The organism is Pseudomonas moraviensis subsp. stanleyae, assembly GCF_036283065.1.
GTDB lineage: Bacteria > Pseudomonadota > Gammaproteobacteria > Pseudomonadales > Pseudomonadaceae > Aquipseudomonas > Aquipseudomonas stanleyae.
The window spans coordinates 91321-105509 of the sequence record NZ_JAADJI010000014.1; the positions used below are offsets into that span (position 1 = coordinate 91321).

General features: G+C 61.6%; 18 protein-coding genes. All 18 read right to left on the reverse strand.

Going from position 1 to position 14189, the window contains the following annotated elements; translation table 11 throughout:
- Positions 1-4: 4 nt before the first annotated feature.
- Entirely contained in the window at positions 5-1054 is a 1050-nt protein-coding gene (locus GXB78_RS24230) for a phage late control D family protein (protein ID WP_329517316.1), read from the reverse strand.
- An 82-nt stretch (positions 1055-1136) separates the two neighbouring features.
- Positions 1137-1343, reverse strand: coding sequence for a tail protein X (locus tag GXB78_RS24235; protein ID WP_329517317.1), 207 nt, complete (start codon positions 1341-1343; stop codon positions 1137-1139).
- Complete coding sequence (locus GXB78_RS24240; protein ID WP_329517318.1) at positions 1318-2163, reverse strand: phage tail protein; 846 nt, start codon at positions 2161-2163, stop codon at positions 1318-1320. The genes GXB78_RS24235 and GXB78_RS24240 overlap by 26 nt, the downstream gene beginning before the upstream one ends.
- Positions 2164-2175: 12 nt before the next feature.
- Entirely contained in the window at positions 2176-4701 is a 2526-nt protein-coding gene (locus tag GXB78_RS24245; RefSeq protein WP_329517319.1) for a phage tail tape measure protein, read from the reverse strand.
- Between the two features lie 149 nt (positions 4702-4850).
- Positions 4851-5162, reverse strand: a complete 312-nt coding sequence (locus GXB78_RS24250) for a phage tail assembly protein (RefSeq protein ID WP_123720930.1) — start codon at positions 5160-5162, stop codon at positions 4851-4853.
- A gap of 12 nt (positions 5163-5174) precedes the next feature.
- On the reverse strand, positions 5175-5678 hold the full coding sequence (locus GXB78_RS24255) for a phage major tail tube protein (RefSeq protein WP_201059377.1): 504 nt from the start codon (positions 5676-5678) through the stop codon (positions 5175-5177).
- 12 nt (positions 5679-5690) lie between these two features.
- The gene (locus tag GXB78_RS24260) at positions 5691-6857 is read right to left on the reverse strand and encodes a phage tail sheath family protein (RefSeq protein WP_329517320.1); all 1167 of its coding nucleotides are present in this window, start codon (positions 6855-6857) and stop codon (positions 5691-5693) included.
- A gap of 103 nt (positions 6858-6960) precedes the next feature.
- The gene (locus GXB78_RS24265; protein ID WP_329517321.1) at positions 6961-7386 is read right to left on the reverse strand and encodes a phage tail protein; all 426 of its coding nucleotides are present in this window, start codon (positions 7384-7386) and stop codon (positions 6961-6963) included.
- A gap of 12 nt (positions 7387-7398) precedes the next feature.
- On the reverse strand, positions 7399-9018 hold the full coding sequence (locus GXB78_RS24270) for a phage tail protein (RefSeq protein ID WP_329517322.1): 1620 nt from the start codon (positions 9016-9018) through the stop codon (positions 7399-7401).
- Positions 9011-9619: a phage tail protein I gene (locus tag GXB78_RS24275; RefSeq protein ID WP_329517323.1), complete on the reverse strand. Its 609-nt coding sequence runs from the start codon at positions 9617-9619 to the stop codon at positions 9011-9013. Before GXB78_RS24275 ends, GXB78_RS24270 begins: the two co-directional genes overlap by 8 nt.
- Positions 9616-10503, reverse strand: a complete 888-nt coding sequence (locus GXB78_RS24280; RefSeq protein WP_329517324.1) for a baseplate assembly protein — start codon at positions 10501-10503, stop codon at positions 9616-9618. The genes GXB78_RS24275 and GXB78_RS24280 overlap by 4 nt, the downstream gene beginning before the upstream one ends.
- Positions 10500-10826, reverse strand: a complete 327-nt coding sequence (locus GXB78_RS24285) for a GPW/gp25 family protein (protein ID WP_201059388.1) — start codon at positions 10824-10826, stop codon at positions 10500-10502. The genes GXB78_RS24280 and GXB78_RS24285 overlap by 4 nt, the downstream gene beginning before the upstream one ends.
- A gap of 5 nt (positions 10827-10831) precedes the next feature.
- Complete coding sequence (locus GXB78_RS24290; protein ID WP_329517325.1) at positions 10832-11047, reverse strand: hypothetical protein; 216 nt, start codon at positions 11045-11047, stop codon at positions 10832-10834.
- Positions 11048-11100: 53 nt separating this feature from the next.
- Positions 11101-11706 carry a phage baseplate assembly protein V gene (locus GXB78_RS24295; RefSeq protein WP_329517326.1) on the reverse strand — a complete coding sequence of 202 codons (606 nt, stop codon included), beginning with the start codon at positions 11704-11706 and terminating at the stop codon, positions 11101-11103.
- Entirely contained in the window at positions 11703-12212 is a 510-nt protein-coding gene (locus tag GXB78_RS24300) for a hypothetical protein (RefSeq protein ID WP_329517327.1), read from the reverse strand. Before GXB78_RS24300 ends, GXB78_RS24295 begins: the two co-directional genes overlap by 4 nt.
- On the reverse strand, positions 12205-12870 hold the full coding sequence (locus GXB78_RS24305) for a hypothetical protein (protein ID WP_329517328.1): 666 nt from the start codon (positions 12868-12870) through the stop codon (positions 12205-12207). Before GXB78_RS24305 ends, GXB78_RS24300 begins: the two co-directional genes overlap by 8 nt.
- Entirely contained in the window at positions 12867-13187 is a 321-nt protein-coding gene (locus GXB78_RS24310) for a head-tail joining protein (protein WP_201059397.1), read from the reverse strand. The genes GXB78_RS24305 and GXB78_RS24310 overlap by 4 nt, the downstream gene beginning before the upstream one ends.
- 2 nt (positions 13188-13189) lie before the next feature.
- Positions 13190-14185, reverse strand: a complete 996-nt coding sequence (locus GXB78_RS24315) for a major capsid protein (protein WP_329517329.1) — start codon at positions 14183-14185, stop codon at positions 13190-13192.
- Between the last annotated feature and the right edge of the window lie 4 nt (positions 14186-14189).

Below are 14189 nucleotides of genomic sequence, written 5' to 3' on the forward strand. Positions count from 1 at the left end.
CGCGTTACTTCAGGGACACGACTTTGATCGGCTTCGCCTCCTTCTTCTTTTTCCTGCCCTTGGCCTTGGCCTTGCCGTTCTTGCCGCCGTTGCATTCGACGGTGGTCGACCAACCGGCTTGGGTGTAGACCTGCTCGACCGAATCAATCAGGTATTCGCCATCGAGCCCGACCTTGAAGCCCTGGGCGTTAATGGACCGCTCGGCAAACAGGTCCGTGCGCCCGGGCATTTCAAAGCGAACATCCGCGCTCGAGCGGTTGAACGCCGCCAAGCGCGCCTTGGCCGCCGATTCCGCGGCGGTCTTGTTCGGGTGAATATGCCGATCGGTATGCACCGCCGGCAGGCCGTCCGGCACGTCGTCATTGTCCAGGGAGACGACCGCGAGCTTTCCGGTCTTCTTGTCCTGGTGCTTGGTGGCCACCGCCTTGTGCGCACTGCGATCGCCAAAGCGAAACTGCCAGCGACTGACGTCACTGCGGGTCAGGGTGACCATCCCGAACGCCTTACCGCTGGCCGTCTGCCCACCTTGGCGGGGCATCACCAACAGCTTCCCGTCGCCCACCTTGGCGGTACAGTCGTATTGCTTGGCCAGGCGCGTGATGAAGTTGAAATCCGACTCGCTGAGCTGGTCCGCCCGGGCGACCTTCGTCGTGACCGGGCACACCGGCTGCCAGCCATTACGCGTGGCGACATCGCTCACGATCTTCGACAGCGGCACGTTCTCCCAGCTACCGCTGCGGATGGTCTTGCCGCTCCCGCGCATGTCGCTGGCCTTGCCCTTGATCACGATCACATCCGGCGGCCCGGATACCGTGACCTCGTCCACCACGTAGCGCCCCAGGCGCGCCAGAGTCGTCTCGGTATAGCCCAGGTAGATCTCGATCCCAATGCCCTTACGGGGCAGCGTCACCAGCCCGTCGCGATCATCAATGCGCAGTTCGAACTCGTCGGACTCCATGCCGGGCTTGTCCGTGGTACTGAGCTGTAACAGCCGATCGTTGATCAGGCTCGTGATATCGGCACCATCCGCCACGATCCGAAAGATGGGCGTCATGAATTTTTTTCCAAAAAAAACCCGCACAAGGCGGGCAAGAAAGTAAGGAATTTGAAGCGATGAACGGCACGAGTGTAGACCATCAATCCCATAGCGTTACCTGCTCCGTAGCGGGGGCCAGCAGATCCGGCAGCGTGATGACTACTCCGACGCGATAGGGTTGAGGCTCGTCAGCCAAACCCTGATTAGCATCCAGCACCGCCTCGACACTGCCGACCAGATGGCCGTAGTAGTTGTGACAGATGGTGTCCAACAGATCCCCGTCAGACGTTCTGCATGTCGTCGCCATAGCGCACAAACTCCAGCGTGAACACTTGTTTGCGCGGGATGCCACCCTGCATCAGCGCGCTCTGTTCTTCTTCAATGCTCTTGAGGCACCAGTTCCCCAGCACCTCGCCATAGCCCGTCACCAGACTCAACGGTTCAAGCCTGGCGCCGATCGCGCGCAATGTGTCGAGCTGCTTCAGCCCGCCCTTGAACCCCGGAAAGATCGCACCCTTGAGCGTGATCTTCTCGTCGCCCATGCCCACGGCTTGCTGCGCCGGCCGGCGCGACAGGCGCTCCTGCGAGGCCCAGCGGAATTCGGTCGAGCGTCGCAGCTCGTCAAAGGCCGCCGTGTCGAGGTTGAAAAAATACGGCGGCGCCTTGGGGTCTTTGGGCTGGATGATCAGCAGGTGCGGGAACGGCTTCACCGCCTCCGGCGCCGGCGTCGAATCCGTGGCAAAGGCCCCGGTGGGCACGATGTTGGCCAGCGCCGGACTGGCCTTGCCGGCGATCTTATTGATCGCCGTCGCGGCCTTGCCCGCCTGCTCCTTCAGCACCGCCATGCGCTCGTCGATCTGCGACAGCGCCCGGGTGGCCGTGTTGTACGTGGCCACCACCTGCCCGACCTTGGCCTGAGCCGCATTCACCCCACGCATGACGCGCTGCAGCTTGGCCCCGATCGCGGGACCAACAAAGGGCAGCCCCTCCAGCTCGGACGTTGCGCCGGTGATTTCCCCGATCGCGCCATTCACCGGCCCCAGCATGCCGTCCAGGCTGCGCCGACCGGTTTCCCCGGCTGAGGCCAGGTACTTCAGCCCCGACTGTAATTGACCCAATGCTTCCATGAGCCCTCCTGATTAAACGTGCGGCGCGTCAAAGAGTTGAGCGCTCCCCATTTGCTTGGCCATGTCGCGATAGTGCTGATCGAGCAACGGCTTGAGCTGACCGTACAGCTGCGCCGCGTCCTTGACGTCACCGTTGACCGTCAGCGAAAACGGCGCCTGAATGTCCACCTTGGATTCGATCTTGGCGGGCTCCGGCTTCACGACTGGCGCCAGGACCTTGGCCAACGGCCCTGCCCCGATATCGGCGCTGGCCGGGGGCAACATCATCGAGCGCGCGGCATCACCGGGCTGCGTTTCGGCAGCGGTGACAGCGCGTGCGGGCACAGCGGCGGCCGGCATCACCGGAGCACCGCCACGGGCCATCACCAGCGACCCGGCCACTGGCGCGGCGAACGACTTGGCAATGCTGCCCATCACCGGCGGGATGTCCTTGCCGGCATTGCTCATCATCAGCGGCCCGGCGGCCGGCATCCGCTTCAGCTCGTCGGGCGTGCCAAACATCGACTTGCCGATCGCACCACCCAGAGCGTCACCGCCCTGGCTGCCGAGATACCCCCCAATCAATCCGCCGACAAAGGTGCCAATCACCGGCAACACCGCCGTACCGATCGCCGCCCCAGCGGCGGCACCGGTCAGCGTGCCCGCCAACCCGCCCGCCGCTGCGCCATAGCCTTCGGCCTTCTCGTCCCGCGTCTCGGCGTTCTGATAGGTGTCATAGGCCTTGTAACCGGCCTCAGCGACCGCGAATACCGCCGCCCCTTTGACAACAGCACCGACACCACCCCCACCACGCACGCCGCCGCCCTTGCCGCTCGCCCTGCCTTTTTTTCCTTTCTTGCCTTCGCCACCGGCATCGAGGTCGCCGCCATCCAGCCCGCCGGCACCGCCGGCCGGCATATTGGTGACGATCACCTTTTGCGGGATGTTGGGATTGCCCATCAGCGAGCCGCGCCCGATGTTCATCAGGCCCTTGGCAATCTTGAAGCTGCTCATGGCGGCCTGAAAGCCGATCACGGCTGCGACGGCCGCACCGATACCCGTCACCAGCCGGGGCGACTCATCGGACAGTTTGGCGAGGCCTTGCGTGACGGAGGTCACCCCATCGACCACTGCGTCAGTCACCGGCCGAAAGGCATCACCGATGCCACGCATGGCGTCGTCGATGCCCTGGACCATTTCCGCCTGTTTCTGCGCGGACGACTGCCGGCGTTCCTCAAGGTTCTTGTCCAGAATCCCCGTGGCGCTGGCCGACTCGCTTTTCAGCTTCGCATACAGATCCTTGTTCTGCATGTACGCGGTCAAGGCGCCCTTGACCTGCATATCGGCGAACAGATCGCCAGTGCGCAAGGCCTGCTCCAGGGAGGCAATCATGGCCTTGGCTTTTTCCGGATCGGTCTCCTTGCTGATCTTGGCCGTGGCTTGCGCCATGGCGGCGGCCTTCTTCGGATCGGTTGCCGCTATGTACTTCTGGGCCAGCTCAAAGCTGGATTCCAGCGTCGACTTGCCATTCTGCAGGCCGGTGTTCATCGAGCCCTGATAATCGATCCCGGCCTTTTTGTAGGCCTCGACCGTGTCACCCGAACCGATCTTTTCCATCCAGTTCTTGAGGTTGTTCGCCGCCTCATCTGAACCGCCGGCGGTCTTCATTTGCACCTGAAGCATGGCGCCCAGTTGCGTGACCGAATCCATCCCGGTGATGCCCAGCTTGCCCATGCCGGCCAGCAGCTCAGGGAACCAGCGCGCCATGTCGGCCGCCTCGAAGCTGCCCGCCTGCCCTTGGTAGGCGATCGCCTCCAGCGCCTTCTGCATCATGGCCGGATCGGTGATTTTGGCGTTCTGCCCCAGGGCGTTGATCATGCGCGCGGTTTCGCCGCCATCCGAGCCCTGGCCCACGGCGAACTTGGCCGCCGTGGGGGCATATTGCAGGGCCTTGTCCAGCTCCATGCCGGCCCCCACCAGCGCGTTGACCACCTCGGCCACCTGATTGCGCGCCATGCCGGTATCGCGAGATGTGTCGATCACCGTCTGGGATAACTTCGCTTCTTCGGGCTTGTTGGCAATGTTCGACTTGATCGCAATGTCACGAATGATCGCGCCATAGTCCGCGCTGATTTTCGCCGGGAGCGCCAGCGCGGCCGTGCCGGCGACCGCCTGGCCGACACTGCTTCTCAGGCGCTGCTTGCCCTCATCGATTTGCTGGTGACCTTTGGCTTTCAGCTCGGCCTTGGCGGCCGCCTGCCCCATGGTGTTGTAAGCCTTGGCCAGATTGCGAACTTCAACGCCTTGCTTCTTCAGGCTGCTGAGATTGCTTTCCAGCTGTTTCAGCAACGCGCCGGCGCCCTTCTCGCCCGCCATGTGTGCCTTGCGCCATTCATCGCGCAACCGCATGGTGTCGCCAATGGTCTTTTCCAGCACCCGGGCTTTTTTGCCTTCGGCCTCCAGGCGCTTGATGCGACTGGTGACATCCTTGAACGCGGAACCCACGGTAGAGCTGACCGCCCCGCCAATGACCAGGCCGAGCGCGAGTTTGTTCGCCATGTACTTGCCCTATACGTCGGGTCGATCAAACAGCGGCTCAATCCGTGAGCCACCAAACCATCTCTGAAAAGGGCATGGCCGTAATCTCGGCGGCAGAGAAACCGGTCTCTTTCGCCAAGCGTTGGGCCGCCATTTTGAGGGTGGTCGCGTTAAACGTCGTCTTCTTCGACCAGGCGAAAATAGCCCGCCGATAGGCGCTGATAGTCCTTGTATTTCAGACTCAACAATTCCGCCTCGGTGAGTCCCAGCAAGCTGCTAAACAGCGACAACTCCTGTTTTTCATAATCGCCATTGCCCGCCACCTTGGAGGCGCGCCAATCCATGACGCTGGGCGCACGCATCATCAGCTTGTCGGTCAGGACACCGCTGATCAGGGTTTTGTATTTGAGCGTTACGGTAACGCCCTCATCGCTCAGCTTCAGCCAGCTCGGCAGTTCTTGGTCTTGGGTTACTTGGGTCATGTGCTTTTGTCCTTAGAGGCCGAGAGCCGAGCGTTCGGCGGCAGCTTGATCGACGCCGTCGACCACCATCACCATGTTGAGCGGGTCGATCTCGTACATGACCCGGCCGTCGATCTCCAGCTTGTAGTAGACCAGTTTGACCGCGTGCTTGATTTCAGCCTTGTCGGCCGGTTTCCAGTCGCCCATGTCGACCTCTTTGATGCCGCCGCGCATGGTCACGATGACCGGCGTGACCACGCCCCGCAGGCCCTTGAAGGCACCGCGGAACACGAGATTGCAGGCGGTCTGATCGGCCAGCCCAAAGTACTTCAGCGCCTCGCGGCGCACGCCGTTGGTGGTAAACGCCGCTTCCAGCTTTTCCAGCCCCATGGCGATTTCGACCGGCGACAACATGCCGCCGCCCTGGTAGTCGTCGGTCTTTTGGGTCAGCTTGGGCAGCGACAGGGTCGGCACGTCGCCGGCAAAGCTGACGCCGTCGACGAATGCGTTACAGTTGGAGAGAACTTGAGGAATCATCGAACGGCCCCCTTAGGCTGCTTCAAGAACTTCGGTCGCCCATTGATCGGTGACTTCGAAGAGGAAATTCGGGTTTTCCGCCGGCGGCACGTCGGTGAAACGGATGCGCCAGTAGACTTTGCCCTGCATGATTTGGCTGGCCGTGCTCATTTCGTCGTCCGCGTAGACTTCGAAATTGATCACCGCTCCCCGGTTCTTCTCATCGCGCATGAACGCCTGAAGGCCTTCGGTGACGTCCTTGACATAGGTCTTGGTGATCGAGCGGTCGACCGCCCACTTGTGCCCGGCCTGGACCGCATCCATGAGGATGTCGCAGGTCCGCACGCGGGTGATGAACGCCCATTTCGGATCGCTGGACAGTGTGCGGTTACCCCACAAACGGAAACCGCCGTCACGAATGATCGTTGTGATGTTCGCGTTGTTCAGTAGGTTGGCCCGGCAGGTGGCGTCGCCATCCAGGTACTCGACCGGTCGGCTCGTGCCGGTGATGCCGACAAACTCTTTGTTCGATGGCGACGCCCAGTAGCCGTACTCGGCATCGGTCCAGGCGAACAGGCCCGCCGTCCACGCCGAGCCAGGGGCATCGACTGTCGCGCTCTCGATCGTGTCCCAGAACTGCACACCCGGATCGACCAGAAACAGCCGCTTGCTGCCGAAGTTCAAGGCATAGGCCATGGCGGCCTCATCGGTGGTGTTCGGCCCGTCGATGATGGCGATCGCGCGCAACTTGCCAGCCAGGGCATCCATGGCGGTGGCCACGGCCTGCGTCGACGAATGCCCCGGGGCAATCAACAGTTTGGGCTGGGCGTTGTGCTTGCTCTTGCCGTCCAGCAGCGCCTGAAGACCGGTACGCTGGCCATCGGCAAGAACGCCGCCAATGATGGCGGACGTTTGCAACGCGGCGTCTTCGAGCTTGGGCACGCCGACAGCGACGATCACCGCCTTGGCCCGCACGTAGATCGCGGCTGCCGCTTTGGCGATGGCCGAGCCTGCGCCGAACGCCGCGATAGCTTCGCGCTCGGAGGTGATCAACTTCAGTTCGCCGGCCTTGGCCGTGCCGCCGCCGAGGATGCCCGGGGTGAAGGTGTCGCACAGACCGATGATCGACGACGATGGCAGCGAAATAGTCCGCGCCCCGGTGTCGAGCAGCGTGGTCGTAACGCCGTGAAAGAAACTCATAAAGGCAATCTCCAGAAACGAGAAAGCCCCGCATAAGCGAGGCTGTGAGGGATGTTCGTGTTACGCGTAACGGAAAAGAAAGCGCCCCGTCAGTGCGGGGCGTTTATTGAGGCGAGCCGGTCAGCCACGGCGGGGCGATTGGGCGATGTTCCGCGAGCGGGAATTGCGCCCCTTGCGGCCAGTCGCGCAACTCCCGGCGGAGGGCTTGCAGCTCGGCATATTGCTCGACGGTAATCGTGGTTTCGCCCCCCGCCTCCTGCTCGTCCCGGTGACGAGCTACTACACCATCAGTCACGGAGATCTGCGCATCACGCCAGACACGCTCGGCGGCTGCCAACTCATCAGGGCCTGGCAACTGCGGATCGGCCAGCACAGGCAGGCCATCATCACCCCACTCAATCACCTTGCCATTCGACTGCCCCGCCATCAACTCGGCGTGATACTCGGCAGAAATTTCCACTACATCCGCCGGCATGACGGTATGAAGTGCAGCATCATAGAACCCGCGTGTTTGCTGCGAAGAATACATAGCCCACTCCCTTTAGTAGCCGATGGCGATCCAGTTGTGCACCAATGGCGCGGCCTGCGGGTTGTAGACATTGAACCCGGTCAACGTTTGAGTGTTTACCCCTGTCATGTAGTAACTAGCCGGGGATGTCAGCCAGAAACCTAGAGTCACGCTAAAGCAAGCATTTGGAAATGCGGTTGGAAACACTATGGGATTGTTTCCAACCGACGCCGAGGTTGCCTTCACACCCCACTGAATAATCAGCCCGCCGAGCCAGCTCGGAAGCGCGATATATCCATTGGGACCGCGACTCACGGCAAAGCCAAATCGCAACTTTTTCGGCGTCACGATCGTGGCATCATCAGTACCAGCATCAGTAAGTGCCTGTGTTGCGACTTTGGCCGTGCCCTGATTTAGCTCAGTTGCTTGCGCAGTCAAAGCGGCCAGCGCGGCGATATCAATGTTTCCCTGATTGATCGGCGCGTTCCAGGCCTTGATGCACATCACTACGGCCATGTTGCGAGGGCGAGCCCCGACGAGGTTCCCTGCGGTATAAATGCCTTCTGAGTTTATAAAGCTTGAGCCCGCAACATCACCGATGATTGAGAGCCCAGCATTGGGATAGGTCGAAGAGCTAACTACGTCACCGCCCACGAGCTGCTGACTAGTACCAGAACCATCAGCATTCAACTTAAAAGCAGTGCTAGATCCTTGAACCGCGCCCCCGGCCGCACTAACCGCATCGACCGCGATCAATGTCGCTTTCTGCCAACTACCTAGCGTGCGACCAGCGTCGACACCGCGCCCATGGTCCCAGCCACGCTCGAATTCACCGCGCGATTCCGGCAGACGGAAATTGCCAGCGCCCTCGTCGCCCCTGTTAAACACTCCGCCCAAAAAATCCGCCAAATCTGGATAAGCCGCAATGCTCTTAACGCTGCCATCACGTTCCAGAAATCCCGGCGGAATCTTATTCACCGGAAATGAAACCTGTGTCCCGACCGGCAACGCCGATGCCTGGGCAATCATTGCTTCGATCTGAGCCTTGGTGTAGGTGTCGGTGATGCCCATCCCGGCCAATGTGCTGGGGTTATCACCCGACACCACAATCCCCCGATCGTTGGTCTTGACCCGGGTCCATTCGCCGGGCGTCTTGTTCTTCGGCAGTACTTCCAGAATGACCGCATCGACGTAGGCGCGCGAGGCCAGCACAATCGACGGATCGATCTTGAGCGTGATGTTGCCGGTGCTGGTGACGATGAAGTTCATCCGCACGATTTGTGTGCGGCCTGAGCCTTGCGACAGGATCGGCTTGAAGCTCGGCGCGCAGTTGGCCACCGCCACCAGATCGCCGTCCGCGTCGTACAGACCGATTTCGCGAATCCACTTGCCGCCCTCATCCGCCGGGATAATCTGCTCGGCGATCAGTACCGCCGGATTGATCGGATCGATCTTGAGCTGATTCAGCGGCCGGCGCCGCCATTCGTTGATTAGCGTGGTTTGCGAGGCATTGGGGATCGGGTCGGTGTTGTTGGCATCGCCCACGCCCATTTCGGTGATCTTCCAGGGAATGCCAAGCGCGTCGGCGTTCGCCTGCTTGGCCATGCCCACGTTCGTGAGGATGGCGAAAAACTGCGAGTTCACATCAATCATGGTAAACGTCCAGAGTGTCTATGGAGTGTTCGCGCCCCACCACGCCGAAGCGGCCCGTGACCTCGATGTCACGCATCACCGGCGGGTAAACGTCGATTTCGTCGCCTTCGTACAGGGCGACACTGATGTTCAGATTGCCTTGGGTTTCGAGGCTGATCGCCAGCCCGGTGAGGTGCCGGGTGACCGGCTTGGCGTCGTCGATCAGGCGCTCCAGCTCCTGATACATTTCCTCGGTGATCCCGGTATCCAGAACGCCAACCTTCAGCGCGAAGGTGCCCGGCTTGCCTTTGGGCACCGTGTTGAACCACTCGACGATTTCGATCAGGTAGCCCAGGGGCTCGACCACCCGGCGCAAGGCGCCGATGGTTCCCTTGTGGGCATGGATGTAATACGACGCCTTGATGGCGGCGCGCTTGGTCGCTTCGGGCCAACGGTAATCCCAGCGATCGACCGACCACGCCCACGCCAGATGGGGCAGCAGATGCACCGGGCAGGTATCGGCGTTGTAGAGCGTGCGCAGCGGGACAATCGTGCGCTCGTAAAACGTCGCCTCCAGGGCGCGCTCCAGTTGCGTGCTATTGCTGGGCAGCAGACTCCTCATGTCGCCCCCGCCATCTTCACGTCATAGTCGAAGCACCAGGCCGCCTGCGCCTTGGTCGGGGCCAGGTCGACCCATCCGGGCAGCTCAACCCGGGAAACGCCGGCAACGTGCAACTGAGCGTCAATCGCCGACCGCGCCACCTCAACCCCCAACCGCTTGCGCGGGTTGATCCAGGTCGCCAGTCGCTTAATGGCCTCGGCCAAACTGGCATCCCCCTCAGGCCCGGCACTGCTCATGTGCAAAATGGCGTCGATGCGGTAGCGGATAATCTCCGCACTCTGCACCGTCATCCAGTCCGTCAGCGGCCGCACATCCTCATCATTCAGCGCCGTTTCCACTACGGCCAACAGCTCAGGGCCGGCCTCGCCTTCCCCTTCCGAACTCAGCACCGTTACCGTAACGCAGCACGGCGCCGGGCTTTCCGCCGTGGCATCCGCCACCAGCCCCGACGCGTTACGTGAATGCAGGATGTAGCTGTTACGCGGCCCGGCCGTGGTCAACCCCTCAAAGGCCAGCTGGATGCGCTCGCGAAACGGATCGTCCTTTTCCTTGATTTCCGGTACCGGCGGCACCGCTGTCAGATCCTCGGCCTGAATCACCAGGCGCTTCAGATTGTAATTAGCCCCCAACTGATCGAGGTCGCTACCAATGGCATGGGCCAGTAACAACGCCTTGGCGCCGTCGTTGACCCGGGCGCGGTTTCCGACCTTGATGTAAGCCCCGACCTCGATCACTTTGGTGACCGGGTCGCTTTCCAGCGTCGCGGTCCAGTTGTTACCCATGTAGCCGCGAAAGACGCCCAGCCCTTCCTCATAGGTCGCCTCAAAGTCCAGAGGCTCCAGCACATCCGGCGCCGGCAGGGCCGACAGATCCAGCAGACTCATACGCTGACCTCCACAAGAAAGCTGTCACCGAGGTAGTCGCCGGCAATGCTCAGATTTATTTGCCCGCCCAGTACCGACAGCACCCGCACGCGCTCCAGTTTCAGTCGCGGCTCCCAGCGTTCCAAGGCGCGGATGGCTTCCGCTTGCACGGAGCTTTTCCAACCCTCATTGACGGGCAAATCCACGTAGGAGCGGACCTTGCTGCCATACTCCGGCCGGTGCCGGCGGCTGCCCAGTGACGTGCCCAGGACGTCACCCATGGACTGGCGCAGATGCTCGATGCCGGAAATGGGCTGGCCGGTATGGCGATCCATTCCGATCATCGACATCACTCCTTCAGCGGTTCAAGCTCGGGGTGGGCCTTCAGGTACGCGACTGCCTGCTCATCGGAAACGGACACCTCGACACGCCCCTTGGCCACCGACAGCGTGCGATCGCTGCCAGGAATGATCAGGGTGCGCGAGGTGTACACCTTGTCGCGAAAGGTCAGCAGCAGATCCGCCGGCGACTGATCGGCGGCAGGCTGTTCGGTGGTCTTGGCCATGTTTTCTCCAGGCATAAAAAACCCGCACTGGGCGGGCTGGGTGAGGTTGTTGATTAGTGCGTGTGATGGTTGTCGCTGGATCCTGCAGCGAGGATCGAGGCGCCACCGGTGATGTCTTGCGTTACGTGTAACGTGCCGGCGATTTCTACTGCCGCGACCAGCTTGATCGCGGCCGATTTGACCGTCATAGAATCGGGCGTCAGCGCCGCCTCGGTGCCGCCCACTTTCACTGTCACGGCGTTATCCGTCACGGCGACTTCGGTGCTGCCGACCTTGATCGTCACCGTCCCGGTGGGCAACGTGATGGTGTAGGTCTTGGCCTGCCAGTCATAGATCAGCGACCCCCCATCATCAAAGCGCCAGACTTCCACATGATCGCGGTTGTCCGGCTGGGCGCCGGCATTGCCATACAGGCCCGGGATAAAGGTGCCCATGCCCGCCTGTCCGCTGGGGTTGAACAACACCCCTTGCTCACCCAAGCTCGGCGCGCGCCAGTGTCGCGCCTTGCCGGCCGCGAGGCTGTGCCAGCGCACCCAGGCGCTGGTCCATTCGCCATTGGACACTCGCACCGCCGGGGCCGCCAGATCCACCCCGACCACCACGCATGGCATCAGCATGGCGGCAATCATGCGGTCATGCTCGGCACTGGCGTAACTCACAGATCCTCCGGATGAACCGGGCCGTCACCTGGCTCGACATTGATCACCAGCGAGCCCGGCGGCTCATCCGGCCACGGCCACTCCTCAACGCCCAGATAAATCTGGTGGGTCCACTCGACGAGCCAGACCACGTAACCGTCGAGCTCTGGTTTGGTCCAATCCTGTGTGGCCTGAACGAACTCAGCGGGCTCTACCGCCAAGCCCCAGGTTTGCAGGCGCAACAACACGGCCAGTTGTGCTGCCAAATGCGCGGCCTGTTGGCAGTGCTTCGGGCGGATCGGATCAACGATGATCCGCGCTTCGAACCGGCAAATCAGGCTGGTCTCGCCGGTACCGATATCAACCCCCGGTTCCATTTCTGCCATTTCAATGAACACCACCGGCAATGCGATGCGGTCCTTGATGTTGGGCCACGCCGTTACCGCTTTGATGCCAGACAGATTGCTCGCCAGGTGCTGCTCGATCGCCTGATACAGTTGGTCCAGGCTAAAAGGCTCGTCAGACATGGGCCGTCCCCTTCAGGTACTTCTGCAGCTCAAAGTTGAGCTCTTGTTGCAGGATCTCCAGCAGACGCGCGTCGGCCCGTTTGACCCAGGTGTCGAAGTGCGGACGGGCTTGCTCCAGCGACACCTTGGCTTTGGCCAGCGGAAAGCGATCGCCGTTTTCCGCGACCCAACCCGAACTGGCACCACCGCCTCGCGACACCGTGCTGTCAGGATAATCGTCCGCGTTGAAGTGCTTGCTCGCGGTGCGGATCCAGATGTCGGGTTTGTTGCCATAGACCTTCTTGAGAAAGGCCCCCTGATACCGCCGCCCGGCCACTGACACGCCGCTGCCGGACTGCCGTGCTCGCCCGATCCGGCTGGACTCGATCGCGTTGAGACCAAACCACAACTTGCCACTTGTGGCTCCCCCGGACACCGGGTAACTGCGCAAACGCTGACGCACCGCCGCGACGGCGATGCGCTCTTGCCGGCTGACGGCTCGGGCAATGTGCGTGCGCAGCCAACCCAGCGTCTTGTTGATGGCTCGACGATGCGCTGCGGCGGCGGCTTTCGGTACCAGCTTGGCGAAGTCCTGAAACGCTTTCAGGTCCGCAGCCGAGGACTGGATGGAGAGCATCCCGCCACCGGCTGACGGCTTGAAATAGCTGCCGACACTCATGCGCGCATCCTCAGAATCAGGGCGACCAGACCGTCACCGCTGGGCTCCAGCTGCAGCAGGTCGTATTCGCCACCACCGTCCAACTCAGGCAGTTCGATGGTGACCAACAAACCCTGCTCCAGTCCGTGCGAATCACTGACGCGAATCTCGAACCGAGGTTCGCGCAGGCCGGTGTTGAGCTTGCCGATCTTCGGCTGCAGCCAGGGCGCGGAGAACATGCCCAGCACCGGTTCTTCCCGGCCTTCGATCCGCGCGGTGTCGCCCAGGGTCTCGAACACCACCGCATCGACTTCGGCGATCAGATCGCGAAAGCCCATGGTCAGAGCTCCAGCAGGATCTGCGCCAGCGGTCGGGTGCACAGGTGCAACGGGTTGGACTGGGCTTCACCGGACATGCCTTTATTGAACGGCATCGGTTCGATCTTGCTGTAGTACGGCACGCCTTCGGTGTTGACCGTTTCCATGTAGTCCGCCGGCGCGAACACCGAGATGTACAGGTCTGGGACGCCTTCTGGAATCAACAGCGCCTTGTCGTCATGGATAAAGGTCACGCCCGCGATCTTGCCGCGATAGCGCTCCCAAACGATGCCGCCAAATTCGAAGCTTTCGCGGGCATCGCCACGCAGTGCCGCCGCTTGCTGGCTGTTGAGGAACGTTTCCTTGACCGACTTGTGGACGATCAACTTGTTCCAGAAGTTTTTGCCGCAGAAGGCGCGGGAACCGGTGCTGGTGATACTGCCCAGTGCATCCTCTTGCAGGTCCAACGCTTCGCCGCATTTGACGCGCAGCTCGGTATCGGCACTGTTGAGGCCCATGGACATTTTCTTGCGGGTTACACCGAAGGTTTTGTAGATGTCCAAAAGGACCGTCGAGCCATCGGCATCCAGGATCTGCCCGTTGAGCGCACCCATGCGTTGGAACTCGTGCGTGGCGTCGAGCTGTCGACGGGCTTTGGCCAGGCGTTTGTTGACCACGTCCTGCACAGCCTGCAACTCGGAACGTGTACCGAAGGCGCGGATGCCTTGAATCTCATCAGCCTTGATCGCAAAGCGCTGAGGCAGATGCACGGTGTTGAACGGGATCAGGTTGCGTTTGGTGCCCGCGACCACCAGACCGGAGGTACCACGCTCACCCGCCGGCACCAGTGCCAGAGTGTCGCCGTCCTTTTCGATCTGCACCGTCAGAGTGGTGATGCCCTCTTCCTGAAACAGGCCGAGGCTGCTGATGCGGCCTGGCAAGTATTCCTGCTCGTTGATGGCGGCGGTCAGCGAAGAGACCGAAAACGCGTCATCGTTAAAGATTTCAATGTCAGCCATGAAG

Coding starts and splice junctions, on each gene's coding strand:
- GXB78_RS24230 (WP_329517316.1), bottom strand. CDS start 1,054: ATGACGCCCATCTTTCGGATCGTGGCGGATGGTGCCGATATCACGAGC.
- GXB78_RS24235 (WP_329517317.1), bottom strand. CDS start 1,343: ATGGCGACGACATGCAGAACGTCTGACGGGGATCTGTTGGACACCATC.
- GXB78_RS24240 (WP_329517318.1), bottom strand. CDS start 2,163: ATGGAAGCATTGGGTCAATTACAGTCGGGGCTGAAGTACCTGGCCTCA.
- GXB78_RS24245 (WP_329517319.1), bottom strand. CDS start 4,701: ATGGCGAACAAACTCGCGCTCGGCCTGGTCATTGGCGGGGCGGTCAGC.
- GXB78_RS24250 (WP_123720930.1), bottom strand. CDS start 5,162: ATGACCCAAGTAACCCAAGACCAAGAACTGCCGAGCTGGCTGAAGCTG.
- GXB78_RS24255 (WP_201059377.1), bottom strand. CDS start 5,678: ATGATTCCTCAAGTTCTCTCCAACTGTAACGCATTCGTCGACGGCGTC.
- GXB78_RS24260 (WP_329517320.1), bottom strand. CDS start 6,857: ATGAGTTTCTTTCACGGCGTTACGACCACGCTGCTCGACACCGGGGCG.
- GXB78_RS24265 (WP_329517321.1), bottom strand. CDS start 7,386: ATGTATTCTTCGCAGCAAACACGCGGGTTCTATGATGCTGCACTTCAT.
- GXB78_RS24270 (WP_329517322.1), bottom strand. CDS start 9,018: ATGATTGATGTGAACTCGCAGTTTTTCGCCATCCTCACGAACGTGGGC.
- GXB78_RS24275 (WP_329517323.1), bottom strand. CDS start 9,619: ATGAGGAGTCTGCTGCCCAGCAATAGCACGCAACTGGAGCGCGCCCTG.
- GXB78_RS24280 (WP_329517324.1), bottom strand. CDS start 10,503: ATGAGTCTGCTGGATCTGTCGGCCCTGCCGGCGCCGGATGTGCTGGAG.
- GXB78_RS24285 (WP_201059388.1), bottom strand. CDS start 10,826: ATGATCGGAATGGATCGCCATACCGGCCAGCCCATTTCCGGCATCGAG.
- GXB78_RS24290 (WP_329517325.1), bottom strand. CDS start 11,047: ATGGCCAAGACCACCGAACAGCCTGCCGCCGATCAGTCGCCGGCGGAT.
- GXB78_RS24300 (WP_329517327.1), bottom strand. CDS start 12,212: ATGTCTGACGAGCCTTTTAGCCTGGACCAACTGTATCAGGCGATCGAG.
- GXB78_RS24305 (WP_329517328.1), bottom strand. CDS start 12,870: ATGAGTGTCGGCAGCTATTTCAAGCCGTCAGCCGGTGGCGGGATGCTC.
- GXB78_RS24310 (WP_201059397.1), bottom strand. CDS start 13,187: ATGGGCTTTCGCGATCTGATCGCCGAAGTCGATGCGGTGGTGTTCGAG.
- GXB78_RS24315 (WP_329517329.1), bottom strand. CDS start 14,185: ATGGCTGACATTGAAATCTTTAACGATGACGCGTTTTCGGTCTCTTCG.